Consider the following 26,706-nt stretch of genomic DNA (forward strand, 5'->3'; position numbering starts at 1 on the left):
ATGGCCGATATCGTCTTCCGCAATGTCACGAAACGCTACGGCACGACGCTCGCAGTGGATGACGCCTCGTTCACCGTCAACGACAACGAGTTCTTTTGCTTCTTCGGGCCGCCGCTGTCGGGCAAGTCGACGATCCTGCGCCTGGTGCTCGGGCTGGAGACCCCGGACGCCGGAGAAATCCTGATCGGCGGCAAGCCGGTCAACACGCTATCGCCGGCCGAGCGCAACGTCGCCATGGTATTCCAGAACCTGGCGCTGTTCCCGCATATGAGCGCGCTCGACAATATCCGTTTTCCGCTGGTCGAGCGCCGGGTCGCCGAGCTCGATATCAAGAAGCGCGTCGCCGATGTCGCGGCCAAGCTGCATATCGGCCATATCCTGCACAAGCCGCCGGCGCAGCTTTCGGGCGGCGAGCGGCAGCGCGTGGCGATCGCGCGGGCGCTGGTGCGCGACCCCAATGCCTATCTGATGGACGATCCGATCTCGGCGCTCGATGCGCGGCTACGCGAGGAAACGCGCGTCGAGCTGAAGCGCATCCAGCGCGATCTCGGCAAGACGCTGATCTATGTCACCCATGACCAGGAAGAGGCGATGTCGATCGCCGACCGCATCGCCATCCTGGGCAATGGCAGGATCCGGCAGATCGGCGCCCCGGCCGAGATCTATGACCGTCCGGCCAACACCTATGTGGCGCGGCTGCTCGGGTCGCCTGTCATGAACATCCTGAAATCAGCGCGCGGCGAGGGCGGCGTCGAGGCGGCCGAAGGCGTGATCCGCATCGCCGACAAGACGGCTCCCGCCGATGCCGTCGAGATCGGACTCAGGCCGGAAGATATCAAGGTCAAGCCGTGGGTGAAAGGCGGCTCGGGCCGCCCGGCGCGGGTGTTCGAGGTCGAGCCGCTTGGCGGCTACACCGTGGTGACGCTCGCCGCCGGGCAGGCGCGGCTGAAGGCCTTGCTGCGCGGCCAGCCTGACATCAGACCCGACGCGATGGTGGCGATATTCTGCGAGTCGGCCCGCGTGCATTATTTCGGACAGGGCGGAGGCGCGTTGGCAAGATGAATGCGGCCGCGAGGACAGAATTTCGGGAGGAAGGCATGACAGGCAAGGGCTTCGAGCCGGACGTGAAGGTCCGCACGAAGGAATACAGGATCGGTTGCGTCGGCGCCGGCATGATCATGGCCGAGTGCCATCTGGCCGCCTACAAGGAAGCCGGATTTCCGGTCGTGGCGATCGCTTCGCGCACCAAGGCGAATGCGCAAAAGGTCGCCGACCGTTGGAGCATCCCGACCGTCCACGACACGCCGGAACAGCTGATCGAGGACGCAAATGTCGAGATTATCGACCTCGCCTTTCCGCCCGACCAGCAGCCGGCGCTGATCCGCCATGCGCTGAAACAGAAGCACATCAAGGCGATCCTGGCGCAGAAGCCTCTGGCGCTGTCGGTCGAGGAAGCCGTCAAGCTGCGCGACGAGGCGGCGAAGGCCGGCAAGATCCTCTCGGTCAACCAGAACATGCGCTACGACCAGTCGATGCGCGTGTTGAAGCAGATCATCGACAGCGGCGCGCTGGGCGACATCGTCTTCGCGCAGATCGATATGCATGCCATCCCGCACTGGCAGACCTTCCTTCAGGGCTACGATCGGCTGACGCTTGCCAATATGAGCGTGCATCACCTCGATGTGCTGCGCTTCCTGTTCGGCGATCCCGACGAGATCACGACGGTGACGCGCAAGGATCCGCGCACGACATTCGACCATTCCGACGGGATCACCGTATCGACGCTGCGTTTCCCCACAGGCGTGCTCGCCGTGTCGCTGGAGGACGTGTGGTCGGGTCCGCGCCAGGAGGGCTATCGCGACGACCAGCATATCAACTGGCGTGTCGACGGCACCAAGGGCGTCGCCAAGGGCACGATCGGCTGGCCGACGGGTGCCGCCTCGACACTGACTTACGCCTCGGCCGAGACGACAGGCGGCGAATGGGTCAGCCCAAGCTGGGAGACGATGTGGTTCCCGCATGCCTTCATCGGAGTGATGGAGCAACTGCAGCACGCGGTGAAGACCGGCACGCCGCCGGCGCTCACCGTCGCCGACAACGTCAAGACCATGGCGCTGGTCGAGGCGGGCTATCGCTCCATCGCTTCCGGCCGCACGGTCAAGCTCTCCGAAATCTCCACAAACTGAATCAACTGAATCGCTTACAGGGAGGAATTCACATCATGATGCAGGCAGGTATTTTCACGGGCTATTTCCCGTACGGCCTCGAAGAGACGGCGAAGAAGATCCGCGGGCTCGGTTTCAACACGGTGCAGCTCGATCTGCATTTCAGGGATGTGGACCTGTCGACCGGCCAGATCACCAAGGACAAGGCCAAGAAGGTGCGCGACATCTTCCGCGATCACAATCTGCCGGTCTGCTGCGTGTCGGGCTACACCAACATCATTCATCCCGACAAGGCCGAGCGCGAGAAGCGCGTCGGCTATCTCAAGGAGATCATCCGCAATGCGCGCGAGTTCGGCTCGCCTTACGTGATTTCGGAAACCGGCACCTACAACACCGAATCCGACTGGGTACATCACCCCAAGAACAAGACCGAGGAAGGGTTCGAGGAGTGCCGCAAGGTGATCGCCGACCTCGCCCAGACGGCCTATGACCATGGCGCGGTCTTCCTGCTCGAAACCTATGTCAACAACGTCGTCGGCTCGGTCGAGGAGACGGTGAAGATGTTCGCGCAGGTCGATCATCCCGGTCTCGGCCTGCTAATGGACCCGACCAACTATTTCGAGACCCATAACATCGACCGGATGGATCAGATCCTGAACCAGGTGTTCGACACGCTGACCGACAAGATCAGGATTGCGCACGCCAAAGATGTGAAGCGCTCGGGCGACGACAAGTCGGAGAAGCATGCCGACATCGGCGATGCCGACGCGATGGAAAGCCACACCTTCCGCGGCGTTGGCGAAATCGAACTGCCGGCGCCCGGCCTCGGTTCGCTGAACTACGACCTCTACCTCCAGCGGCTGGCCGAAAAGCATCCGAACATCCCGGTCATCATCGAGCATCTGTCGGAGGACGACGTGCCGCGCGCCAAGACATTCCTCGATGGGAAGTTCCGCGCCAACGGCCTGTGACTGCCGGCCGCGCCGCCGGTGCATTGGCGGCGCGGCTTCAAAAAAGGGAGGAAAGAATGCTGAAATTCGCTTGGAAATTGGCGGCCGCCGCGACACTGCTCGCCGGCATCGCCCTTGGCACGACTGCGCAGGCGCAGGACGGCCAGAAGACCTTCTATCTCTTGTCGCATGGCGGCCCGTCGGATGCGTTCTGGATCGACTGGAACGCCGGCGCGACCAAGGCCTGCGACCAGCTCAAGGTGACCTGCAAGATCTCCTTCAGTGGCGGCGACATGGCGGCGCAGAAGGAGGCCTTCAATTCGGCGCTTGCCGCCAAGCCCGACGGCATCGCCACGACATCGGCGCAGCCGGGCCTGTGGACCGAAGAGGTGAAAGCGGCAAAGGCGGCCGGGATCCCGATCGTGTTCTTCAACACCGACGATCCGGCGACCGGGCGGCAGGCCTATGTTGGCGCGGACCTGAAAGAAGCGGGCGTCATCTGGGCCAAATACCTTGTCGACCACAAGATGGTGAAGCAGGGCGACAAGGTCTTCCTGCCGGTCGAGGTTCCCGGCGCCAGCTACCAGCAGCTCGAGACCGAGGGCATTGCCAGCGTTTTCGATCCTTTGGGGATCAAATATGACGTGGTCGATTGCGGCACCGATCCGGCCGGCATCATCGCCAAGATGACCGACTACATGGTCGCCAACAATCCGCCGGCGATCATTGCGCTCGGCGATTCCGTGGCGGCCAGCGTCAAGCGCGTGTTCGACGGCGCCGGTGCGCCGGCGGGCAAGATCCCCGTCGTCGGCTGGGGCAATTCCAAGGAGACGGCGCAAGCCGTCAAGGATGGCTTCGTCAACGCCGCCGCCTGGCAGTACCCTTCGGCGCAGGGCTTCATGCCGGTGGCGCTGCTCGGGCTCGCCGCCTCGGGCGAACCGATCGGCTACGACATTCACACTTTCGGTCTCTACGACGCCTCCAGCGTCGAGCCGATCCTGAAACTCTACGACAAGAAATGAGAAACCAGCGCCCGCTGCGAAGGCGGCGGGCGTTTTTTCAAGCATGGTCCAAGCCGTCATGACAATTGCCGCAGAAGACGACGCGCCGCTGGCGAAAGGCAGATCGCGCCTGATGCGCTCGCCGCAATTCTCCTCCTTCGTCATCCTCATCATTTTGCTGGCGGTGTTCGCTGTCGCCGACGCCAACTTCCTGTCGCCGCTCAACATCTCGAACATGATGGCGTTCCTGCCCGAACTCGGCATCATCGCGCTCGGCATGACATTGCTTTTGACGGCAGGCGAATTCGACCTTTCCGTCGGCGCGGTGTTTGGACTGGCGCCGGTGGTGGTTATGCTGCTGGTGCAGAATGGCGGGGTGGATATCGGTGTCGCGCTTCTGGCCGGACTAGCACTCTGCATCGCGATCGGCGCGATCAACGGGCTGATCGTCACCAAGATCGGCATCTCGTCCTTCCTGGTGACGCTGTCGATGCTGCTCGTCGTACGCGGGGCAGCGCTTTACATCACGCAAGGCTTTCCGCTGAAATCCTGGGACCAGCCTGGGTTCTTCGTGACGCTGCTCGCCGGCAGCTTCAACATCGGCTCGTTCCGCTTCTACACCTCGCTCTGGTGGTTCATCGGCCTCTCGCTGTTTGCCATCTATATCCTGCGCTACGCCAAGCTCGGCAATTGGATCAGTGCGATCGGTTCTAATCGCAACGCGGCGGTGGCGCGCGGCGTGCCGGCCGACACTGTCAAGATCTGGCTGTTCATCGCGACCTCGGTGCTGGCCGGCCTTGCCGGCATGATCAGCGCCTTCCGCATCTCCGCCGCCTCGCCGGTGGCCGGCACCGGCTACGAGCTTGAAGTGATCGCCATGGTGGTGGTCGGCGGCACGGCGCTGACCGGCGGGCGCGGCACCATCCTCGGTACCATCGTCGGCGCGCTGATGCTGCGTGCGATCCGTAACGGCATCGTGCTGATCGGCGTGCCGGGGCTCGCCTACAACATCTTTGTCGGCCTCATCATCCTCGCCATGCTCATCCTGCACGCTTTGCTGCAGAAGAACGCCGCAAGGGGCTGATGATGATGCAGGAAGTCCTTCGGCTGCAGAACCTGCAAAAGTCCTTCGGCAGCGTGCGCGCGCTGAAGAATGCCTCGCTGACATTGCGGGAAGGCGAGGTGGTGGCGCTGCTTGGCGATAATGGTGCCGGCAAATCGACTCTGATCAAGGCCATCTCGGGTGTGTTTCCGGTCGATCGCGGCGATATCTATGTGCGTGGCGAGAAGGTCTCGATCCGTTCGACCAGGGATGCGATGGACCTCGGCATCGAGACCATCCACCAGGACACCTCGCTGGCGCCGGACCTCAGCATCGCGCGCAATCTTTTCCTCGGCCGCGAGCCGGTCAATTTCGGCTGGCTCGGCGTGTTCGCGCCGCTCGATCTCGCGAAGCTGCGCAAGGCCGCCTCCGAACTGCTCAAGCGGGTCGGCATCTCGAAAAAGCTCGACGCCGACGCGCTGGTCAGCACACTTTCGGGCGGCGAACGTCAGTCGATCGCCATTTCGCGCGCCATGCAGTTTGCCGCCAAGGTCATCATCCTCGACGAGCCGACCAACAATCTCGGCGTCGAGGAAACCCATGGCGTGCTGCGCTTCGTCAAGGAGGTGCGCGACGCCGGCCATTCGGTGCTGCTCATCACCCACAATATCCACCATGTGTTCCAGGTCGCCGATCGCATCGTCGTCATGCGGCGGGGCGAGATCGTCGCCGAACAGACGGTCGCCGACACCGACCTGCTGACCGTGGAAAGCATCATCACCGGCGCCGACATGTCGGCCTTGCTCAAGGAGACGAGGGCAAAGTGAAGGGCGTCGAATGGTAGAGCTTTACGGCAAGACGCTGTCGCGCCGGCAAGTGGCCGAGCGGTCAGGCCAGCTGTCGCAATTCGCCGGCGTGCGCCTGATGACGCTCGGCGACGGTGTGGAGCGCGGCATCCGCATGCTCGAATTCCGCACCGGCTCGGGCCTGCGCTTCACCGCGCTGGTCGACCGGGCGCTCGACATCGCCGATTGCGACTATAGGGGGCAGGCGATCGGCTGGCATTCGCCGAGCGGTTTTCGCAACCCCGGCCTGCATGAGTATGAAGGGGAAGGGGGGCTGGCCTGGGCGCGCTCTTTCTCCGGCCTGCTGGTCACCTGCGGGCTCGACCACATTCTGGGGCGCGAAGACGTGCCGGCCGACAACTACAACTATCCTGGCAAGAAGACTGTGCTGCATTCGCTGCATGGCCGTGTCGGTACGATCCCGGCACGGCTGACCGGCTATGGCGAGCGCTGGGAGGGCGACCGCTGCGTGCTGTGGGCCGAAGGCATCGTCCAGCAGTCGACGGTTTTTGGCGAGGATTTGCATCTCATCCGCCGCATCGAGGCCGATGTCGGTGGCAACGAGATCCGGCTTTCCGACCATGTCGTCAACCACGGCTTCAACCGCACGCCGCATATGTATTTCTACCATGTCAATGTCAGCCATCCCTTACTGGACGAGGGCTCGCGCTATCTGGCACCGATCCGCGACGTCGTCTGGGCCGGCCATGCCGGCGACCGCTACAAGGCTCAGGGGGTCGGCTATCGCACGACGCCGGCGCCGCAACCAGGCTTCAGCGAGCAGGTATGGCAGCACGAGATGGCCGCCGATGCCCATGGCGAGGTGCCGGTGGCCGTCGTCAACGACCGCATTGGGCTCGGTCTCGAACTGGTGACGCGCAAAGACCAGCTGCCCTGCGCCTATCAATGGCAGAATTTCCAGGCCGGGCAGTATGCGCTGGGGATAGAGCCTTCGACCCACCATGTGCTCGGCGATCTCGCCGCCCGCGAGCGCGGCGAGATGATCTGGCTGGAGCATGGCGAAAGCCGGGCCTATGACGCGGTGTTCCGGGTCCTCAATGGCGCCGGTGAGATCGCAGCGGCCGAAGCCAGGATCGCTGCTATCGCCCGACAGCCCGAGCCGGATTATCCTCAGCCTTCCGGAAACTTTCCAAGACTGGCCGGCAGGACATGAGCGCGACATTTATCCAAAGCAAGCCCTCCGGCCGGCGGACCGGATTGCCAGCGGTGCGCGACGATTGGAGGTCAGTGTGACGACGATGGCAAAAACGCGCGACTACAGCCTTGTCGGCGAAAGCACCAGGGCGGCGATCGAGACCGGTCTTGCCTCGGCCGAGTGGTATCACACCGACGTCTCGCGCAAGGCGATGAAGGAACTGATGCAGCGTTCCGATGGGCCGGCGATCCGCGACACCATCATCTGGATTGTCGCGATCCTGGGTTCGGCCGCCGGTATCGTCTGGTTCTGGGGTTCGTGGTGGACGGTGCCGTTCCTGTTCATCTACGGCGTGCTTTACGGCTCGTCGAGCGACTCGCGCTGGCATGAATGCGGCCATGGCACGGCCTTCCGCACGCGCTGGATGAGCGATGTCGTCTATCACATCGCCTCGTTCATGCTGATGCGCAATCCCGTGCAATGGCGCTGGAGCCATGCCCGGCACCACACCGACACCATCATCGTCGGGCGCGATGCCGAGATCGCCGTCATGCGTCCGCCGGACCTGTTGAAGGCCGCGCTTGCCTTCACCGGAATTCTCGATTTCCGCTATTCGCTGCCGACGCTGGTGCGCCAGGCCTTCGGCACGCTGTCGGACGAGGAGAAGAGCTATATCCCCGAGATGGAACAGCATAAGGCCGTGGTCGCGGCCCGCTGGCACGTCGCGATCTATGTCGCGACGATCGCCCTCGCGATCGCGTTGAGGTCATGGATACCGCTGGTGCTGATCGGCGTGCCGCGCCTTTACGGCACCTGGCACATGGTGATGACCGGCCTGCTGCAGCATATCGGATTGGCCGACAATGTCGTCGACCACCGGCTCAACACCCGCACGGTCTACATGAACCCGATCAGCCGGTTCATCTACTGGAACATGAACTACCATGTGGAGCACCACATGTTCCCGATGGTGCCGTATCATGCACTGCCGAGACTGCATGAACTGATCAAGCATGATCTGCCCGAGCCGAACCCGTCGATTTGGCACGCCTACCGCGAGGTCTGGCCGGTTCTGCTCAGGCAGCTGAAATATGAGGATTACTACCTCAAGCGCGAATTGCCGCCGACGGCCAGGCCCTATCGCGGCGAGTTCCACGAGGTCGATATGTCGGCGGCGGCCGAATAGCGATCGCGAACGGTTGCAGGAGATTGAGATGGCGGATTGGGTAGAGGCGTGCGCGGTGGACGATGTCGAGGAAGAGGATGTCATCCGCTTCGACCATGATGGGCGGACCTTCGCGATCTATCGCTCCCCGGACGACGAATTCTTCGCCACCGATGGTTTTTGCACGCATGAAAAGGCGCATCTGGCCGATGGGCTGGTGATGGACGACATCATCGAATGCCCCAAGCACAATGGCCGCTTCAACTACAAGACTGGGCAGGCCAAGGGCGCACCCGTCTGTGTCAACCTCGCGACCTATCCGGTGAAGGTCGAGGCCGGTAAGGTGATGATCCAGATCTGAAGCGGATCAACCGATCGGCATCGCGATGGTAACCAACAGAGGGACGTTTTAATGAGCCGGAAGAGACCGACCGTCGCCGATTTGCGCGCCATGAAGGGCAAGCGGCAGCTGACCATGCTGCGCGTGCTGACGCTGGACGAGGCGGAAGCCGCCGAACGGGCAGGGGTCGACATTGTCTCGGTGCCTCCCGAACTGGTGCTCAACCCGCAATACCGCGACGCGGCACCCAGCCTGTTCACCATGCCGGGCGACAATTTCTTCGAAATCGGCACCGCGGATGATTTCGTCCGCTGGGCCTTCCGGCTCTATAAGGCAAGTGCCGACGCGGTCTATTGCAGCGCCGGCTACGCAACCATCAAGCGGATGGCGGACGATGCCATTCCCGTCATCGGCCATGTCGGCCTCATTCCTTCCCGGGCGACCTGGACCGGCGGTTTCAAGGCGGTCGGCAAGTCCGCCGACACGGCGATGCAGGTCTTCGAGGCGGTGAAGCAACTGGAGGCGGCTGGCGCCATCGGCGCCGAGATCGAGGTCGTGCCGGTCGAGGTCGCCAAGGCGATCTCGGAGCGCACCTCGCTGATCATGCTGTCGATGGGCGCGGGCACGGGCTGCGACGCGCAATATCTGTTCGCCGACGACATTCTTGGCCAGAACAGAGGCCACATGCCCCGCCACTCCAAGGTCTATCGCAACTTCGCCGCCGAGTATGACCGGCTGCAGGCGGAGCGGGTGGCGGCGTTCTCCGAATATGTCGCCGACGTCAACAGCGGCGCCTATCCCGAGGACAGGCACATCGTGCACATGGACCCGGCCGAGCTACGCCTGTTCCTCGACAAGGTCGGCCGGGGATAAGGCCGGCTGCCACGCATTGCCGGCAAGTGCGGCGTGGAGTGCTTCCGCATCGACGCCGAGCGGCCGGTCATCCTTCAACGTCAGAACGAGCGCGCGTATCGCCATGTGGACAGCCGATGTGCGTGGGGCCAGCGTCAATCCTTCACGCAGATCGATTGCCTGCGCCGCTGCCATCAGTTCGAAAGCGATCAGCCGGCGCCACAGTGCGATCATATCAGCGCATTTTGATATTGCCAGCGGCGTCTGCGTGGCGTGGTCCTCGACGCCTTCCGAAACCGGGAGAAAATCGAGCATCACCGGATTGGCCTTGTGGCGGATGGCGGCCAGGATCGACGTCACCGTCTTCTGCAACGGCACGAAACCGGCCGAGGCGCCACCGACCGGCGACAGGTACTTGGGCAAGCCGTTGCGGCCCGAGCCGGTGAGCTGGATGAAGCGGGCGGCACTTGCGGCGGCGCATTGCGCTATTGCGAGGCCCAGTGTCTCGAAGGCGAGCGAGAGCGCCGCCGTGTGGAAGTTGCCGGTGGACATCACCACGCCGTCATCGCCCAGTACCAACGGATTGTCGGCGGTGGCATTGAGTTCGATCTCGACGGCGCGTCTTGCCTGACCGATCGCCTCGATCAGCGCGCCATGGATCGAGGGCATGCAGCGGATCGAGAGCGGATCCTGTATGGTGGTGGGCGCCGGCGCTTCGTCGCGGGCGAGAAGATCGTGCAGCGCCTTGGCGGCTTCCTGCTGGCCGGCGGCCGGCCGCGCCATGTGCAGGCGGGGATCGAGGATGGTGCGGTTGGCGCCAACACCTTCCATGGTCAGCGCGCCGGCCTGCTGCTGCTGGGCAAGAGCCGACAGCGCGTCCGTGACCGCAAGCGCGCCGCTGCCGGCGGATACGGCGGATGCGTTGATCAGCGACAACCCGTCCTTGGGCGCCAGGCCGATAGGGCCGAGGCGGGCCATCATCAGCGCCTTGACTGCCGGCATGCGCCTTCCCTGATACTCGGCTTCGCCTTCGCCGATCAGCAGGCGGGCGATCGCGGTCATCAGCACCAGGTCGCCGGCGCCGATCGAGCCCAGCGACGGCATAACCGGATGGACGCCGGCATTGAGCGTATCGACCAAAGCGACAAAGACTGACGGCGAAAGGCCGGACCCGCCGGCCGACAGCATTGTCAGGCGGGCAAGCATGGTTGCCCGCACGGCCTCGACCGGCAGCGCTTCACCGACCGCGCCGCTGCGGCCTTCCAGCAACCGGCGCTGGAAGGCGCTGGCGTCACCCTCGACCGATGTGCCGAGATTGGCGCCGAGCCCGGTGTTCAGGCCGTAAATCTGTTGGCCGGAGGCAGCGGCCTGGTCGAGCACCTTTCGCGCCTTCTCCAGCCTGCCGATAACATCGGGTCCGATCTCCACCTTGCGCGCTTCGCGGGCGACGGCGGCGACATCGCCGACACTGACGCCGGCCCCGGTGAGGACGAGCGCGCTCATGCGAAGCGCAACCTTTGGCCGATGCTTTGCGCCTGTGCCTTGGCCAGCATCGCCTTGCCGAGCGCAATGTCGGACAATGACAGGCCGCGATGCCAGAACAGGATGGTCTCGTCGTCGCGTTCACGACCAACCTTGAGGCCGGCGGCGATCTGGCCGAGTTCGGCATGCAGCGTCCTTTCGCTCAGCCTCCCGGTCTCGACATGGGCGCGCAGCGAACCGAATTTGCCGCCTCTGCACTGGCCCCAATCGTCGACCACCATCTTCTGCATGATGTCGGTCAGTGACAGCTCCACCGCGCTCATCGTGCCATAGGGGACAACCAGCGCGCCGGGCTTGATCCATTCCGTCTTGAGCAGCGGCTGCGGCTCGGGCAGCCGCGAGGCTTCGACGACGATGTCGGCGCCTTCGACGCAGCTTTGCCAATCGGCCACCGCTTTGACCGGCTTGCCGAGGTCGGCGGAGAGTTTGGCGGCAAAGCCGTCGCGGCTTTCCGGTCGGCGCGAATGGACGCGGATTTCGTCGAAATCGAAGAGATGGTCGAGCAGGCGCACGTTCCAGTAGGCGGTGCCGCGTGCGCCGATATGGGCGAGCACCTTCGAGTTCTTGCGCGCCAGGTGTTTGGCGCCGATGGCGGTGACGGCGCCGGTGCGCATGTCGGTTATGACGGTGGCGTCGAGGATGGCGCCTGGCGTGCCGGTGCGCGGATCGAATAGATTGAGGATACCGAATTCAGAGGGCAGGCCGTGCAGATAGTTGTCGACATAGTCGCCGACGATCTTCACGCCGGCCGCGTCGAGCGGCGCCACGTAGCCGCGCAAGACATTGAAATGGCCATGGAAGGACGGGTCGGGTTCGAGGTGGACACGCGGCTCGATCACGGTCTGGCCCTTGCCTTGCGCAACGAGCCCGGCCTCGACCGCGCCGATGATTTCACCATCAGTCATGGCAAGGGCTTCGATGTCCAGGGCATTGAGATAGTCGATATAGATGGGCTTCATGAGCACGCTGTTCCTCGGCCACCCCGCTCATCCATAACAGGCCGCGACGCGACACGAAAGTTTGTTGGCTCTTGTCTGGACGCCGTCGGCCAAATGCTGTTCAAAGCGGTCCGTCATGACTGCCGTTTCCGAGACCGAAGCTTCAGCCGACCCAGCCAGGAATTCGCGGCGTGTGGCGCTGATCGTCGCCATCGCCTTCTTCATGCAACTGCTGGACTCGACGATCATCTCGACCTCGCTGCCGCAGATGGGGGAATCGTTCGGCGTGCCGGCGGTGGCGATGAGCATCGGCATTACCGTCTACATGCTGACCATGGCGGTGTTCGTGCCGCTGTCGGGCTGGCTCGCCGATCGGTTCGGTGCACGGAACATCTTCCTCGTCGCGATCGCGCTGTTCACGCTGGCGTCGCTCGCCTGCGGTTTTTCGCAGACCCTGACCGAATTCGTCATTGCCCGTGCCGTGCAAGGCCTGGGCAGCGCTTTGATGACGCCGGTCGGCCGCATCCTGGTGCTGCGCAACGCGTCGAAATCCGAATTGCTCAACGCCACGGCGCTGATCACCTGGCCGGCGCTGTTCGCGCCTGTCGTCGGGCCGGTGCTTGGTGGCTTCATCACCACTTACCTCTCTTGGCACTGGAATTTCTTCATCAACATCCCGCTCGGCATTGTCGGGCTGGCGCTGGTCGCCCGCTTCATCCCGGGTGACCGTGAAGCCGATCCCAAGCCGCTCGACTGGCCGGGTTTTTTCCTGACGTCGCTGGGGCTCGCCTGCCTGCTCTATGGTCTCGAGCGCATCGCGCATCCGGAGGATGGCGCCTTGCCGACGGTGGGGCTGATCGCGGCGGGGATCGTCGTCGGCTGGGTAGCAGTGCGGCATCTCCGTCGCGCGCCGCATCCGCTGCTCGACCTTTCCTCGTTCAAGGTGCTGACCTTCGCCATCTCGACGCTCGCCGCCGGCACCATCTTCCGGGTGGCGATCAACGCCACGCCGTTCCTGTTGCCGCTTCTGTTCCAGGTCGGCTTCGGGCTCAGCCCCGTGGATGCCGGTATGATGATCCTGGCCTATTTTCTCGGCAATCTCGGCATGAAGACGGTGACGACGCCGACGTTGCGCCGTTTCGGCTTTCGCTCGGTGATGGTCTTCAACGGCATCATCGCGTCCGCATCGATCATGGCTTGCGCGGCGATCTCGCCGCAGACGCCGCAAGCGCTGGTGGTGGCGCTGATGCTGATTGCCGGCCTGACGCGCTCGATGCAGTTCACCGCGCTCAACACGCTGGCCTTCGCCGATATCGCCGCCGGGCAGCGCAGCTCAGCGGCGACCTTGTCCTCGATGCTACAGCAGGTCGCGATGCTGTTCGGCGTCGCGGTGGCGGCGGCGATCCTCAACCTGTCGCAGATCGCGAGAGGCCGGCCGGCGCTCGATCTCGTCGATTTTCGAGCAGCCTTCCTGGTGATCGGCGTCATCGGACTGGTTTCGTCGTTCCGCTTCCTGGTGTTGCCGAAGACCGCCGGCGCCGAGGTCTCGGGCCATATTGCCTGAAACTGAAATCGAATTTTCCCGCCGATCGCAGGGTTAAATTCCGTCTTCGCCTTTCGGCTTGGTGCTGTGTATCCGCAGGCGCGGACAATGACGCAAACAATTGCCAAAAGTGCAGGAGTTTCCGGGCATTGCGCCAGATTCGGCAATCAATGCGTCCACTTTGCGAATCTCGCCGCCAGCCCGCGTTTTGAACGCGGATTCATTTGACGAAGCGGCGCTCGGCCGATTAGCTTTCTCTCCAAGGGGTGGCTGCGCTGCCAGCGGGGTGAATGCAGACAATGAACATGGCTGGCTGGCTGAACTTCAGGAGCCTGAACCAGGAAGGCATCGTCTTTGCCATAGCCGTCGTGCTGTTCGTTGCCGCGGCTATTGGCCTGCCTGGCTTCATCGATCCCAACAATCTCGTCGCCATCGTCCGCTCGGTCTCGGTGCTGGGTATTCTGGCGCTAGGCATGGCGGTCGTCATCATCGGCCGCGGCATTGACCTGTCGGCGGTGGCGATCATGGCCATGTCGGTCGCCTGGTACCTGCAACTGCTCAACACCGGGACCTCGGATGGGCTGGCCTTCGCCTATGTGCTGGCCGGCGTGCTCGCCATCGGACTGCTCAACGGCTATCTCGTCGCCTATGCCGATGTGCCGGCGATCTTCGTCACGCTGGCGACCGGCTCCTTCGTCTTCGGCTATGTCCGTTCGCAATTGATCACCCAGGACGCGGTGCCGGTGCCGCAGGGCCATTGGGTGGAACTGCTAGGCGGCCTGCGCTTCCTCGACGTCCCGATCGAGGTGTTCGTCTTCGCGGGGCTCGCCTTCCTGTTCTTCCTGTTCCTGCGCTACACCAAATGGGGCCGCTATATCTATTTCGCCGGCGACAATCCGGTCGCGGCGCGCAACATCGGCATTCCGGTGCGGCCAATGCTGGTGCTGCGCTATGTGCTCTCCGCTTTCGTGGCACTGGTCGCCGGCCTGCTGACAGCGGCCAGCCTGCATTCGATCAATACGCGTGTCGTCAATTCGACGCTGCTTTACGACATCGTGCTGGTGGCGGTGATCGGCGGTATCGGCCTGTCGGGCGGACGGGGCGGGGTGCGCAACGTGCTGGTCGGGGCGGCACTGATCGGCATCCTGCTCAATGCCATGACCATCATCGACATTCCGCTGCTCTACCAGAACCTGATCAAGGCGGCGATCCTGCTCGGCGCCATCATCGTCGACGGGATCATCAATCCGCGTGACGAACAGACCGCGCAGCAGGGCGACATTTAGAGCAGATGGGCTAGCCCATCTTGCTCGGGGTACCCGGTGCGATCGGGACGATCCGCCGGCAATGAAAACCGAACCAGAGGATGAGACATGAAACTGATCAGAACACTCATGGCGGCGGCCACGGCGCTTGCCGTCACCGCCTTCGTGGCGCCGACCTTCGCCGCTGACGATCCGGGCCCCGCTGCCTATGCACAAGCGCTGAAAGGCAAGCGCGTCATGCTGGTGCCGCTGGCGATGGGCTTCGACCTGGCGCAGGGCTGGGCGCATTATCTGAAGAAGGAAGTCGAGGCCTGGGGCGGCACGTTCGAGACGCGCGATCCGAACTGGGTTGTCGATGCCGGCGCGCAGGCGATCACCGACGCGATCTCGTCCGACACCAGGCCCGATGTGCTGATCATCCATGCGCCGGACCTCAATTCCTATTCCAAGCTGATGAAGAAGGCGCAGGCCGCCGGCACCTATGTGATCCTCGTCGACAATCCGGCCAACTTCCCCGCAGACGCCTTCGTCGGCAGCGACTGGGACCGGCTCGGCCAGCTCGAGGCCGAAGCCGCGATCAAGGGCTGCGGCGAGAACTCGTCCAAGAAGATCGGGCTGGTGCAGGGCGACCAGGCCAACTCTTCCAGCCTCTACCAGTATGCCGGCATCATGAAGGTGCTGGACAAGCATCCCGATTTCAAGGTCGTGGCCAAGCCCGACTCCAACTGGGACGCGACGACCTCGCGCAACGTGACGACAACCATGCTGCAGCAGAACCCGGACATCTGCTCGATCATTGATTTCTGGGATGGTGACGCCACCGGCGCATCGGCCGCGATCCGCGACGCCAAGCTCGACGGCAAGGTGTTTTTGGTCACCACTGGCGGCGGCGAAAAAGCGGCCGATTGCGACAAGCTGAACGACGGCACCTATGGCGCTGTGGTGATGACAGAACTTGCCCGGCAGTCGGGCGACATGAATGCCATCATCAAATTCCTGCTGCAGAGCGGCCAGCCGGCCGGCACCTCGCACACCTACATCTACACGCTGGAGAAGGCGACGACCAAGGCCGACCTCAAGCCCGACAGTTGCTGGGACCTGAAGGCGCTGCAGGCCGAAGCAGCGGCGAAGTAGGCGGGCCTTTTTCGATGCGCTAATGGCGGCCGCTTCTTCCGACGTTGGTGCTGCCCCTCATCCGCCTGCCGGCACCTTCTCCCCGTATAGGGACGGGGAGAAGGGATTAGACGCAACGTTGGCGACCCCCTCTTCCCGTCCTTCACGGGGAGAGGGTAAGGGTAAGGGTGAGGGGCAGCGCAAACCTTGAATAAATGCCCTTCGGAAGCTGACCACATCTTTCTTTTTCTCTTGCAGCAGTGACCTGATGACTTTTCGCGAACGCCTGCAGTCCTGGCGCTACAATCTCGTGCCCGACCATCTGGTCGGCGAGATCCTGACCAAGCGCTGGACCGACAACGCCATTCCCTTCCTGGCTTTGGTGGCGACGCTCGGCGTGTTCGGCTCGATCATTCCGGGCTTCTTCAAGCTGACCTCGCTGCAGGAATCGACCCGCCAGCTCGGCGAATTCTCGATGGTGGTCACCGGCATGACGGTGGTCATGCTGGGCGGCGGCATCGATCTGTCGGTCGGCTCGATCTTCGCGCTATCCTGCTGTTCCGCGGTCTATGTCTTCTTCATCCTCGAACAGTCGATCTGGCTGGCGCTTGCCGCCTCGCTCGCCACCGGCCTCGTCTTCGGCGCCATCAACGGCTACCTGGTCGGGTACCTGCGGCTGCGTGCCTTCCTCACCACGCTCGTCACCTTCATCTTCGGCCGGGCCCTGTTCGACATCCTCGTCACCACCTATGCCGCCGACGTGCAGCTTTCGACCGCTACGTCCGACGTGCTCGATTTCATCGGCGACAGCACTTTCTGGGGCCTGTCCGTCTCGGTGTGGTTGGCGATCATCCTGGCCATCGTCACCCATATCGCGCTGACACGCTCGCGGCCGGGCTGGCATGTGCTGGCGGTGGGCGGCTCCCGGCGCTCGGCGCACAATGCCGGCATCCGGGTGCGCCGCACCGTGTTCATGACCTATGTCTTTTCCGGTTTCTGCGCCTCGATCGGCGGCTTTCTCATCGCCTGCCGCTTGAGCGGGGCGGGGCCAGGCACCGGCCTCAATCTCGAGATCATGGCGCTGACGGCGGCGGTGGTCGGCGGCGTCAGCCTCGGCGGCGGGCGCGGCTCGGTGATCAAGGGCCTGATGGGCGCCATCATCGTGCTGACCATGACCAACGGGCTGATCCGGCTTGGCTACGGCACCGGCACCAACCAGATGGTGCTCGGCATCATGCTTGCTGTGGCGGTGACCATCGACATCCGTTGGCTGAAGAATCGCCACAAGGTGCTGAACGAGGTCTATGTCGCGCCGGTCTATCTCAAGATGGGCGAAACACAGTCCGCGGTGCCGGGCTCGGGCACGCCTTACGCACTCGACAACCGGTTGTCGGGGGCGGACCATATCGGACTTGGCGAGCTCGAGGGGCCGGAAGACGTCATCCTCGACCGCGACGACAATCTCTATTGCGGTACCCGCCATGGCGAGATCGTCCGCTTCTTCGCGCCCGATTATGCCAGATCGGAAGTGTTCGCCCATATTGGCGGCTTTCCGCTGGGGCTCGCCTTTGACAAGTCGGGCAATCTGATCAGCTGCGTCGGCGCCATGGGGCTGTATTCGGTTTCGCCGCAGCGCGAGGTGAAGCGTCTGTCCGCTGAGACGTCGCGCTCCTGGACTTCTATCGTCGACGATGCCCGGCTGCGCGATCCCAATGATTGCGATATCGCGCCGGACGGCCGCATCTATTTTACGGACTCGACCAAGCGCTATGACGCGCATGACTGGGCGCTGGATTCGATCGAGAACCGCGCTACCGGCCGGCTGCTGGTCTACGACCCCAGGGACGGCTCGACAAAGACGCTGCTCGACGGCTACCGCTACACCAATGGTGTCTGCATGGCGCATGACGGCAAGTCGCTGTTCTTCGCCGAAAGCTGGGCCTGCCGTGTGCACCGCTACTGGCTGGAAGGGCCGAAGGCCGGCACCGCCGAATGCGCCATCCGCGACATGCCGGGTTATCCCGACAACATCAACCGGGCGTCGGACGGCAATTACTGGATGGCGTGGCTGGGCATGCGCACGCCGAGCTTCGATCTCTCGCTGCGCCACCCCGACATGCGCAAGCGCATGACGCGCCGGCTGCCGCAGGACGAATGGCTGTTCCCCAACATCAACACCGGCGGCGTGGTGAAATTCAACGAGAAGGGCGGCATCGTCGAGGCAATGGGCGATCTCTCTGGCGGCGCGCATCCGATGGTCACCTCGATGCGCGAACACAAGGGATGTCTGTTCGTCGGCGGCATCCTCAACAACCGCATCGGCCGCTACAAAATTGCCGGCGCCGATCCGAACTGGACCAGCCCCGCTTCCTATTGGGGCGCGCAGCCATGATCCTAGATCCGATCCTGGATATGTTTCGCGGCAAGGCGGTGACCATCCCACCGCTCGACGGTGCCTTCCGTCCCAACACGCGGCTCGATGACGCGCCGGCTTTCGCCGAGCTGACCGAGCCGGACAATCTGCTGGTTGCCGATGGCCGGCTGCTGGCCTCCAGCGGCAACGCCGTCTATTCGCTTGTTGCTGGTGTGGAACCTGTCGTCGTCGAGACCTTTCCGTCTCCCATCACGGCGCTGGCGCTTTCGCCTTCAGGCGAACTGACGGTGGGGCTGGAGAGCGGCAAGCTGTCGATCGCGGGCAGAGAGGTGCCCATGCCGGCAGGGGTCCGCTGCATTACCGCGCTTGCCTATGCAGGAGACGGTGCGCTGTGGCTGGCCAATGGTTCGGCCGAATTCGCGTCGTCGCAATGGGCCGCCGACCTGATGACGAAGGGCGCGTCCGGTTCGCTTTGGAAACGGGACGCGGCGGGTGACAAGTTCCGCAAGGTGGCCGGCGACATCGCCTTTCCCTATGGGCTTCACATTCTTGGCGACGATTTGTTGGTGAGCGAAAGCTGGCGCCATCAACTCGTGCGCTTCGATGCCGCGACCGGCAGCCGCTCGACTGCGTTGACGCATCTGCCCGGCTATCCCGCGCGGCTGTCGCCGGCCGGCGATGGCGGGGCGTGGCTGACCCTGTTCGCTCCACGCAACCGGCTGATCGAATTCGTGCTGCAGGAAACGCACTATCGCCAGGACATGATCGACCAGGTACCGCCGGCCTACTGGATCGCCCCGGCGCTGGCATCCAACCGCAGTTTCCTCGAGCCGCTGCAATGCGGCGGCATCCGCACCATGGGCATTCACAAGCCGTGGTCGCCCAGTCGTTCCTACGGGCTGGTGGTCCGGCTCGACCGAGACATGCAGCCGCAATTCAGCCTGCACAGCCGCGCCAACGGCACGCGTCATGGCATCTGCAGCGTGGCGGAGGAAGGCGGCGAACTGTTCATCGCTTCCAGGGGCGGCGATTGCGTGCTGGCCGTCGACCCCGCCTCGGGAGGTTTCTGATGGAGCCGATCGTTCGCCTCGAGAATGTCACCAAGAATTACCGTGGCGTGCCAGCGGTCAAGAATGTCACCTTCGAGCTACGCAAGGGCGAAATCCATGCGCTTCTTGGCGAGAATGGTGCCGGCAAGTCGACGCTGACCAAGATCATTGCCGGGGTGGTCGACGCCACGTCGGGCAAGATGTTGCACAAGGGCCAGGAGATCGCCTACGCCTCGCCGCATGCCGCGCTCGAGGCCGGCATCGCCATGGTGTTCCAGGAGACCAGCCTGGTGCCGTCGATGACAGTGGCGCAGAACCTCTATCTCGGTACCGAAAAATTCCTCAACCGGTTGCGCGGCACGTATATTTCAGCACAGCAGTTCCTGCAGTCGTTGAATTTTCCGGTCGATCCGAACGCCATGGTGGCGACGCTGGGTGCCGCCAAGCGGCAGATGGTCGAGATCGCGCGCGCCGTGCACCACAATGCCGAGATCATCATCTTCGACGAACCGACAGCGACGCTGACGCCGGAGGAGAAGCGGCATTTCTTCGCGCTGATCCGGCGGCTGAAGGCGAACGGTGTCTCGATCGTCTTCATCAGCCATGCTCTGGAAGAGGCATTGATGATCGCCGACCGCATCACCATCCTGCGCGACGGCGAACTGGTGATCACCGACGACACGTCGGCCTTCGACCGCGACAAGATCGTCGCCGCCATGGTCGGGCGCACTTTGTCGGGACAGATCTACCGCCAGCGCGACGAGGCCAGGCTGCGCATGCCCGGTAAGAAGGTGCTGTCGGTGCAGGATATCTCGATGAGCAATGTCGTGCGCAACAATTCCTTCTCGATCTTCGAGGGCCAGATCACCGGTGTGTTCGGGCTGATCGGCTCCGGCCGCACCGAGACCTTCAAGATCGTGTCGGGTATCTACAAGCGCGATTTTCTGCGCGGTGGGGCGATCGAACTCGACGACAGGCCGGTGCGCTACCTCGTGCCTAGCGAAGCGGTGGCGGACGGCATCGTTTATGTCACCGAGGACCGCAAGAGCGAAGGCATCTTCGAGACGATGGGTATTGCCGAAAACCTGTTCGGCGGGCTGCTGGCGGCGGGCCGCGAACAGGCCTGGGTGATCAACCAGCAGGAGATGCGCCAGCTTTCGGCGGAATGGACCAAGACGCTGAATATCAAGGCGATCAACGACAATGCCCGTGTCGTCGAGCTGTCCGGCGGCAACCAGCAGAAGGTGGTGATCGGCAAGGGGCTGGTGCAGCAGCCGCGTATCGTCATCTTCGACGAACCGACGCGCGGCGTCGATGTCGGCGCCATCGCCGAGATCCACCAGATCATCAACCGGCTGGCCGACGAGGGCCTGGCTGTGGTGGTCATCTCGTCCTATTTGCCGGAGATCATGAACCTGTCGGATCGCATTCTCGTGTGCCGGCAGGGCCGTATCGTCGAGGAGTTTTCGCCGGCGGAGGCGACGGAGGAGAAGATTATGTACGCGGCGGTGCATTAGTGTGTGTCGGTATTCAGGTGAGGCCGGCCTGCAAACGGCGGCTTCCTGCGCTTCCGGTGCTCACGTACGAAAAGTACGCTCCGCTCCGGTTCTCGGAACCCGTCGTTTCGACTCGGCCTGACCTGAATCTCGACACACCCCGGTCACGTCCATCGACAACGGCGGAAGGCGAAAACGTGAATCAAGTGAATGGATTGGCGGTGGTTATTAGTCGCCCGGTTCAAGGAACAAGCGAAAGGACCTGACCATGGCCACCACAAAACTCGTTACTGATGCCGAGGTGGAGAAAATCCCGGCGGTGAAGGCGGTGTTCGACGATATCCGCGCGACACGCAAATCGGATTTCGTCAACAATTTCTGGCGCGGGTTGGCCAATGATCCGGCGGCGCTGAAGCGGATCTGGGAGCAGTTGAAGGTGGTAATGGTCGCGGACAGCGCCATCGACCCGCTGACCAAGGAAATGATCTATATCGCGGTGTCGACCGCCAATGGCTGCTCCTACTGCGTCCATTCGCACACGGCCGCCGCCCGCGCAAAGGGCATGACCGACGCGCAACATGGCGAACTGGTGTCGATCATCGGTCTCGCTGGCCAGACCAACCATCTGGTCACGGCCATGCAGATTCCAGTCGATCCGCAATTCGAGGTGAAGAGCTAGGTCTAGGAGCCAGCCGGCCAATCGGCGTGGGAGGAAAATTTGTCCCCAGCCTGTTAAGGAAGTGACATGTAACGGCACTAAGGAGACCCCACGCGAAGTCGCGCCGGTGGTTCTCCGGCAGCCGGCTCTCGCAGTGGAGCCGGCATGAAAATCGTCCAGATCACCGATACCCATTTCAGTCCGACCAAGCCGCATTTCAACGGCAATTGGGAGCCGCTCGCCGCCTGGATCGCGCAAAGCGGCGCCGACCTCGTCATCCACACCGGCGACCTCAGTGTCGACGGCGCCGACAAGGACGCCGATATCAGCTTCTGCATGGAGCTGATGCGGGAAATCTCGGTCCCGATGCTGCTGGTGCCCGGCAATCACGATGTCGGCCATCTGCCCGGCTCGCTGCAGCCAGTCAATGCGGGGCGGCTCGAGCGCTGGCGCCGGTTGGTTGGCCCTGATTATTGGACGGAGGACGCCGGAAACTGGCGATTTATCGGTCTCGACAGCCTGCTGATGGGCTTCGATGATGCTGAGGAAGAGGCCCAGTTCGAATGGCTGCGTGCCGAGCTGGAAAGCCGTGGCGGCCGGCGCGCCGCGCTGTTCGCGCACAAGCCGCTGTTCATCGATGAACCTGGGGAGGGCGATACCGGTTACTGGAGTATCCGCCCGGCACAGAGGCAGCGTCTCTACGATTTGATCGCTGCCCATGATGTGGCGCTGTTTGCGAGCGGCCACCTGCACCGGGCATGGCAAGGCAAATACGAAAACACCGCTCTGGTATGGGGTCCGTCGGCGGCCTTCGTCGTCGGCGACATGGAGCGCGACATGCCGGGCGAGCGGCTGCTCGGCGCGATCGTGCATGAATTCGGCGACACAGTCATCAGCGAGATCGTCGCGATCCCCGGCATGAGCGTCCATGTCCTCGACGACGTGGTCGAGGAGGTTTATCCGCACGAGGCGCACAAGGTTCGCAGGAAGGTCGCGTCATGAGCGCGCTCTCGCTTCGCGATCTGAACAAGTCCTTTGGCGGCAATGCAGTCCTGAACGGCGTCAGCCTCGATGTGGAAGCAGGCGAGTTCATTGCTTTGGTCGGTCCCTCGGGCTGCGGCAAAAGCACCTTGCTGCGCATCCTCGCCGGGCTTGATCATGCCGACAGCGGCGAGATTTTCGTCGGTGGCAAGGACATGTCGGCGGTCGCCGCAGCCGATCGCAACATCGCTATGGTGTTCCAGTCCTACGCGCTCTATCCGCATCTGACCGCCGGCCAGAACATCGCGGTTCCGCTGGCCATGAAGCGGCTGAGCCGGACGCAGCGTCTGCCGCTGGTCGGCTCGGCCCTGCCGGGTCAGAAAGAGATCCACGCCGGGATTTCGCGGGATGTCCGCGAAATGGCGACCGTGCTCAAGATCGACCATCTGCTCGACCGCAAGCCTGGTCAGATGTCGGGCGGGCAGCGGCAGCGCGTGGCCCTGGCGCGCGCCATGGTGCGCCATCCCAGCATCTTCCTGATGGACGAACCGCTCTCCAACCTCGATGCCAATCTGCGCGTCCATGCCCGCGGCGAGATCGTCGAACTTCACCGCCGCGCCGGCGTTCCGACGCTCTATGTGACGCATGACCAGGCCGAAGCGCTTTCGATGGCCGACCGCGTCGCGGTGATGATCGGCGGCAATCTGCTGCAACTCGCCGCGCCCGAGGCGATCTACAACGATCCCGCCCATATCGAGGTCGCCCGTTTCGTCGGCCAGCCGAGGATCAACATCATACCGGCGCTCGCCGAAAACGGTCGAATCAGTTTCGAGGGCATCCGGCTGGCCTTGCTGGAGAAAGTGGCGAACGGCCCGGTCAGCCTCGGTATCCGGCCCGAATTCGTCAAACTGTCTCCCAGCGGGCGAAGCGGCCTTGCCGGGCGGATCGAGCGTCTGGAATTCCTCGGGTCGGAGGTCGTTGCCTATTGCCGGCTCGATGCAACCGGCGACAACGTCATCGCCAAGCTGGTGCCGCACGTGGCGAGGGACCTGATTGCGGGAATGCCGGTGGGTGTCCTTCTGTCACCCGAACAGGCCATGGTCTTCGGGCCGGAGGGAAAGCGGCTGCGCACGGCGAGTGCGGCGCCCGCACACCAGGAGCCGGCCTATGTCTAGCATCGCGCTGGCGGGCAATGTCCCGAGCGCCGCGGCACTTCACAGGCGCAGCGAGGACCGGATCGCCTGGCTGCTGGCGGCTCCGGCGATCGTGCTTTTGCTGCTGTTCGTGCTGTTGCCGGTTGTTGCCGTCATCTTCCTCGGCTTCACCGACTTCGAGCTCGGCTATGGCAAATTTCGCCTGGTCGGCTTCGAGAACTACGCGCATCTCCTGACCGACCGCACCTTCCGCAGATCGCTGTGGAACACATCGGTCTATACGGCGATCGTCGCACCGGTCTCGATCGTGCTCGGTCTCGGCGTTGCCTTGCTGATCGAAGGCGAACCGCGTGCGCGTGGCTTCTTCCGCACCGTCTATTTCCTGCCGGTGGCGTCGCTGATCGTGGCCATGGCGACCGTCTGGCAATATCTTTTCCATCCGACGATCGGACCGCTCAACGCACTGCTTGCACTGGCCGGCATTCCCGGCCCGAACTGGCTCGGCGCCTCGAATACCGTGCTCTTCAGCCTGTCGATCATCGGCGTCTGGCAGTCGGTCGGTTTCAACATGGTGCTGTTCCTGGCGGGCCTGACGGCAATCCCGCGCGAGCTCTATGCCGCCGCTCACGTCGACGGCGCGAAATCGGCGCTCGACCGGTTCTTCCTGGTCACTTGGCCGATGCTCGGGCCGACGACTCTGTTCGTCGTCACCATCAGCATCACCAATGCGGTGAAGGTCTTCGAGACTGTGAAGATGCTGACCGACGGCGGGCCTAACAAGGCCTCCGAAGTGCTGCTGTTCACCATCTACCAGGAAGGCTTCGTCTATCTGCGCGTCGGCTATGCCTCGGCGATGACGGTGGTCTTCCTGGCTATCCTCGTCGTGCTGATGCTTCTCCAATACCGCGTGCTCGACCGGCGGGTGCATTACACATGACCAGCATTCCGGCCGGCCGCATCATCCGCTTCGCCCTGCTTTCGCTCGGCGCGCTGATGATCCTCGCGCCCTACATTTTCATGATCTCGACGGCGGGCAAGACGCAGAGCGACATCTTCACCTCGTCGCTGTCGCTCATCCCCGAGCATTTCTACTTTGCCGAGAATTTCGCCAAGGCGCTGAGCAAGGTGCCGATGGCAACGTTGCTGTGGAACGGCGTCCTTGTGTGCGCCCTCATCTTCTTCTTCCAGGTGCTGGTCGCCATTCCTTGCGCCTACGCCATGGCCAAGCTGAAGTTCCGCGCCGCCCGGCTGATGATGGTGCTCGTCATGCTCGGCCTGCTGGTGCCGATCCATGCCACGGCGCTGCCGCTCTATGTCGCCTTCGACAGGATGTCGCTGCTCAACAGCTACACCGCGCTGGTCGCGCCGTTCACCATCTCGGTGTTCGCGATCTTCATGTTCCTGCAGTTCTTCCGCGCCATGCCCGACGACCTCATCCACGCGGCGCGGCTCGACGGCATGTCCGAGCTTGGGATCGTGGCGCGCGTCATCGTTCCCAACGCGTGGCCGGCAGTCACCGCCTTCGCGATCTTCTCGGTTGTCGCGCACTGGAACGATCTCTACTGGCCGCTGATCGCCGTCAGCAAGCAGGCCTACGCCACGCCACCGCTCGGCCTGATGTATTTCCGTGCCGCCGAGGCAGGCGACGACTACGGCGCGCTGATGGCCGCCACTCTGATCATCACCCTTCCACTCGTCGTCGCCTTCCTGTTCGCACAGAAGCGCTTCGTCGAAGGCATCACCATGACCGGTCTCAAAGGCTGACCGGGTCGAACCAGGAGCACCAGCATATGAAGCAACTTCCCAGGATTCTCGCAGCGGCGGCGGTCTCGCTGGCGTTCGCCCTTCCGGCCTATGCCGACACGACGCTGACGGTTCATTATCCGATGCCCGGCTTCTTCAAGAACGTGATGGACACGATCTCGAAGAAGTTCATGGAAGAAAATCCCGACATCAAGATACAGTTCGCCAGCCCGTCCGCCACCTATGAGGAAGGTATCCAGACCATCCTTCGCCAGGCCGGCACCGACGAGATGCCCGACATCACCTTCATCGGCCTCAATCGCCTCCGCATGCTCAACGAGCGCGACGTTGCCGTCGATCTTGGCCCGTTGGTCAAGAAGGAAGGCAACATGGCGGAACTCGGCTTTTCCGACGCGATCCTGAAGCTGGCGCAGGTCAACGGTAAGCAGGTCGGCCTCGCCTTCGCCACCTCGAACCCGATCATGTATTACAATGCCGACCTCGTGAAAGCCGCCGGCGGCGATCCGGACAATCCGCCCAAGACCTGGGACGAGGTGATCGCGCTCGGCGGCAAGATCAAGGCGCTCGGCAATGGCGTCGACGGCATCGACTTCCGCTGGCAAGGCGACGACTGGATGTTCTCGGCGCTGCTGTTCGGCGCCGGCGGCAAGATGCTGAACGAGGACGAAAGCAAGGTCGCCTTCAACGGGCCGGAAGGCGAGAAGGCGGTGGAAATCCTGCAGCGGATGGTGAAGGAGGGCGGCATGCCGGTCTTCACCAAGCCGGCTGGCGAGCAGGCTTTCGCGGCCGGCAAGGTCGGCTTCGAATTCCAGTCCACCGGCGGGCTGGTCAACACCATCAAGAATGTCGGCGGCAAGTTCACGCTGCGCACGGCCAAGATCCCGCTGATCGATCCGGCCAACGGCCATCTGCCGACCGGCGGCAACGCCGTGGTCATCCTGACCAAGGATGCCGCCAAGCAGGACGCTGCCTGGAAATTCGCGAAATTCGCCGCCGGCCCTTATGGCGCGTCGGTCGTCGTGCCCGGCACCGGCTATGTCCCCAACAATGAACTCGCGGCGAAATCGCCGGAATATCTCGGCGATTTCTACAAGAAGAACCCGCTGTTCCGGGCCGGACTCAGCCAGATGCCGCTGATGGTTCCGTGGTATGCCTTCCCCGGCACCAACGGTGTGAAGGTGACGCAGACCATCGTCGACAACCTGTCGCGGATCGTCGACCAGTCGGCAACGCCGAACGAAGCACTCACTGACGCGGCAAGCGACGTCGAAGGCATGCTGCCGACGCAGTAAGGCCTGCCAAAGCCGCCGCGC

At 63.3% G+C, this 26,706-nt stretch carries 24 protein-coding genes; 22 read left to right on the plus strand and 2 right to left on the minus strand.

From position 1 onward, the window contains the following. The 10 genes from FJ970_RS14570 (at position 1) to FJ970_RS14615 (ending at position 9,537) form a co-directional block, all read left to right on the plus strand. Positions 1 to 1,062 (plus strand): ABC transporter ATP-binding protein, encoded by a 1,062-nt coding sequence (locus tag FJ970_RS14570; protein WP_140763390.1) that lies wholly within the window; start codon positions 1 to 3, stop codon positions 1,060 to 1,062. 35 nt (positions 1,063 to 1,097) lie between these two features. Then, complete coding sequence (locus FJ970_RS14575) at positions 1,098 to 2,186, plus strand: Gfo/Idh/MocA family protein (RefSeq protein ID WP_140763387.1); 1,089 nt, start codon at positions 1,098 to 1,100, stop codon at positions 2,184 to 2,186. Between the two features lie 35 nt (positions 2,187 to 2,221). Next, positions 2,222 to 3,136 carry a sugar phosphate isomerase/epimerase family protein gene (locus FJ970_RS14580; RefSeq protein ID WP_140763384.1) on the plus strand — a complete coding sequence of 305 codons (915 nt, stop codon included), beginning with the start codon at positions 2,222 to 2,224 and terminating at the stop codon, positions 3,134 to 3,136. Positions 3,137 to 3,192: 56 nt separating this feature from the next. After that, positions 3,193 to 4,137 (plus strand): substrate-binding domain-containing protein, encoded by a 945-nt coding sequence (locus FJ970_RS14585; RefSeq protein ID WP_140763381.1) that lies wholly within the window; start codon positions 3,193 to 3,195, stop codon positions 4,135 to 4,137. 58 nt (positions 4,138 to 4,195) lie between these two features. Further along, entirely contained in the window at positions 4,196 to 5,200 is a 1,005-nt protein-coding gene (locus tag FJ970_RS14590) for an ABC transporter permease (protein WP_227792137.1), read from the plus strand. Positions 5,201 to 5,202: 2 nt separating this feature from the next. Next, positions 5,203 to 5,985 (plus strand): ATP-binding cassette domain-containing protein, encoded by a 783-nt coding sequence (locus tag FJ970_RS14595; protein ID WP_140763375.1) that lies wholly within the window; start codon positions 5,203 to 5,205, stop codon positions 5,983 to 5,985. Positions 5,986 to 5,995: 10 nt separating this feature from the next. Beyond that, positions 5,996 to 7,177 carry an aldose 1-epimerase family protein gene (locus FJ970_RS14600; RefSeq protein ID WP_140763372.1) on the plus strand — a complete coding sequence of 394 codons (1,182 nt, stop codon included), beginning with the start codon at positions 5,996 to 5,998 and terminating at the stop codon, positions 7,175 to 7,177. 85 nt (positions 7,178 to 7,262) lie between these two features. Continuing rightward, positions 7,263 to 8,345, plus strand: coding sequence for a fatty acid desaturase family protein (locus FJ970_RS14605; RefSeq protein ID WP_227792171.1), 1,083 nt, complete (start codon positions 7,263 to 7,265; stop codon positions 8,343 to 8,345). A gap of 28 nt (positions 8,346 to 8,373) precedes the next feature. After that, positions 8,374 to 8,685, plus strand: coding sequence for a MocE family 2Fe-2S type ferredoxin (locus FJ970_RS14610; protein WP_140759152.1), 312 nt, complete (start codon positions 8,374 to 8,376; stop codon positions 8,683 to 8,685). Positions 8,686 to 8,736: 51 nt separating this feature from the next. Then, positions 8,737 to 9,537 carry a 3-methyl-2-oxobutanoate hydroxymethyltransferase gene (locus tag FJ970_RS14615; RefSeq protein WP_140759150.1) on the plus strand — a complete coding sequence of 267 codons (801 nt, stop codon included), beginning with the start codon at positions 8,737 to 8,739 and terminating at the stop codon, positions 9,535 to 9,537. Here the strand turns inward: FJ970_RS14615 and FJ970_RS14620 are convergent. Continuing rightward, complete coding sequence (locus tag FJ970_RS14620) at positions 9,502 to 11,019, minus strand: HAL/PAL/TAL family ammonia-lyase (protein WP_140759148.1); 1,518 nt, start codon at positions 11,017 to 11,019, stop codon at positions 9,502 to 9,504. The genes FJ970_RS14615 and FJ970_RS14620 overlap by 36 nt on opposite strands. Then, positions 11,016 to 12,017 carry an ornithine cyclodeaminase family protein gene (locus FJ970_RS14625; RefSeq protein WP_140759145.1) on the minus strand — a complete coding sequence of 334 codons (1,002 nt, stop codon included), beginning with the start codon at positions 12,015 to 12,017 and terminating at the stop codon, positions 11,016 to 11,018. Before FJ970_RS14625 ends, FJ970_RS14620 begins: the two co-directional genes overlap by 4 nt. Before the next feature lie 115 nt (positions 12,018 to 12,132). Here FJ970_RS14625 and FJ970_RS14630 point away from each other — a divergent pair, with 115 nt between their 5' ends. The 12 genes from FJ970_RS14630 to FJ970_RS14685 all read left to right on the plus strand — a co-directional run bounded on the left by FJ970_RS14630 (position 12,133) and on the right by FJ970_RS14685 (position 26,685). Further along, positions 12,133 to 13,560: a DHA2 family efflux MFS transporter permease subunit gene (locus FJ970_RS14630; RefSeq protein ID WP_140759144.1), complete on the plus strand. Its 1,428-nt coding sequence runs from the start codon at positions 12,133 to 12,135 to the stop codon at positions 13,558 to 13,560. 278 nt (positions 13,561 to 13,838) lie between these two features. Next, positions 13,839 to 14,825, plus strand: coding sequence for an ABC transporter permease (locus FJ970_RS14635; RefSeq protein WP_140759142.1), 987 nt, complete (start codon positions 13,839 to 13,841; stop codon positions 14,823 to 14,825). Between the two features lie 87 nt (positions 14,826 to 14,912). Beyond that, positions 14,913 to 15,938: a sugar ABC transporter substrate-binding protein gene (locus FJ970_RS14640; protein WP_140759140.1), complete on the plus strand. Its 1,026-nt coding sequence runs from the start codon at positions 14,913 to 14,915 to the stop codon at positions 15,936 to 15,938. 247 nt (positions 15,939 to 16,185) lie between these two features. Then, positions 16,186 to 18,309: an ABC transporter permease gene (locus FJ970_RS14645; protein WP_140759138.1), complete on the plus strand. Its 2,124-nt coding sequence runs from the start codon at positions 16,186 to 16,188 to the stop codon at positions 18,307 to 18,309. Further along, positions 18,306 to 19,361 carry a hypothetical protein gene (locus FJ970_RS14650; protein ID WP_140759136.1) on the plus strand — a complete coding sequence of 352 codons (1,056 nt, stop codon included), beginning with the start codon at positions 18,306 to 18,308 and terminating at the stop codon, positions 19,359 to 19,361. Before FJ970_RS14645 ends, FJ970_RS14650 begins: the two co-directional genes overlap by 4 nt. Further along, positions 19,361 to 20,857, plus strand: coding sequence for a sugar ABC transporter ATP-binding protein (locus FJ970_RS14655; protein ID WP_140759134.1), 1,497 nt, complete (start codon positions 19,361 to 19,363; stop codon positions 20,855 to 20,857). Before FJ970_RS14650 ends, FJ970_RS14655 begins: the two co-directional genes overlap by 1 nt. Positions 20,858 to 21,104: 247 nt before the next feature. Next, entirely contained in the window at positions 21,105 to 21,515 is a 411-nt protein-coding gene (locus FJ970_RS14660; protein WP_140759132.1) for a carboxymuconolactone decarboxylase family protein, read from the plus strand. 144 nt (positions 21,516 to 21,659) lie between these two features. After that, positions 21,660 to 22,496, plus strand: coding sequence for a metallophosphoesterase family protein (locus FJ970_RS14665; protein WP_140759130.1), 837 nt, complete (start codon positions 21,660 to 21,662; stop codon positions 22,494 to 22,496). Further along, positions 22,493 to 23,650 carry an ABC transporter ATP-binding protein gene (locus FJ970_RS14670; RefSeq protein WP_140759128.1) on the plus strand — a complete coding sequence of 386 codons (1,158 nt, stop codon included), beginning with the start codon at positions 22,493 to 22,495 and terminating at the stop codon, positions 23,648 to 23,650. Before FJ970_RS14665 ends, FJ970_RS14670 begins: the two co-directional genes overlap by 4 nt. After that, positions 23,643 to 24,566, plus strand: a complete 924-nt coding sequence (locus tag FJ970_RS14675; RefSeq protein ID WP_140759126.1) for a carbohydrate ABC transporter permease — start codon at positions 23,643 to 23,645, stop codon at positions 24,564 to 24,566. The genes FJ970_RS14670 and FJ970_RS14675 overlap by 8 nt, the downstream gene beginning before the upstream one ends. Continuing rightward, the gene (locus tag FJ970_RS14680; RefSeq protein WP_140759125.1) at positions 24,563 to 25,393 is read left to right on the plus strand and encodes a carbohydrate ABC transporter permease; all 831 of its coding nucleotides are present in this window, start codon (positions 24,563 to 24,565) and stop codon (positions 25,391 to 25,393) included. Before FJ970_RS14675 ends, FJ970_RS14680 begins: the two co-directional genes overlap by 4 nt. Positions 25,394 to 25,419: 26 nt before the next feature. Next, complete coding sequence (locus FJ970_RS14685) at positions 25,420 to 26,685, plus strand: ABC transporter substrate-binding protein (protein ID WP_140759123.1); 1,266 nt, start codon at positions 25,420 to 25,422, stop codon at positions 26,683 to 26,685. Positions 26,686 to 26,706: the final 21 nt, after the last annotated feature.

Origin of the sequence: Mesorhizobium sp. B2-1-8 (assembly GCF_006442545.2) — a bacterium.
In the GTDB taxonomy this organism is placed as follows: Bacteria; Pseudomonadota; Alphaproteobacteria; order Rhizobiales; family Rhizobiaceae; genus Mesorhizobium.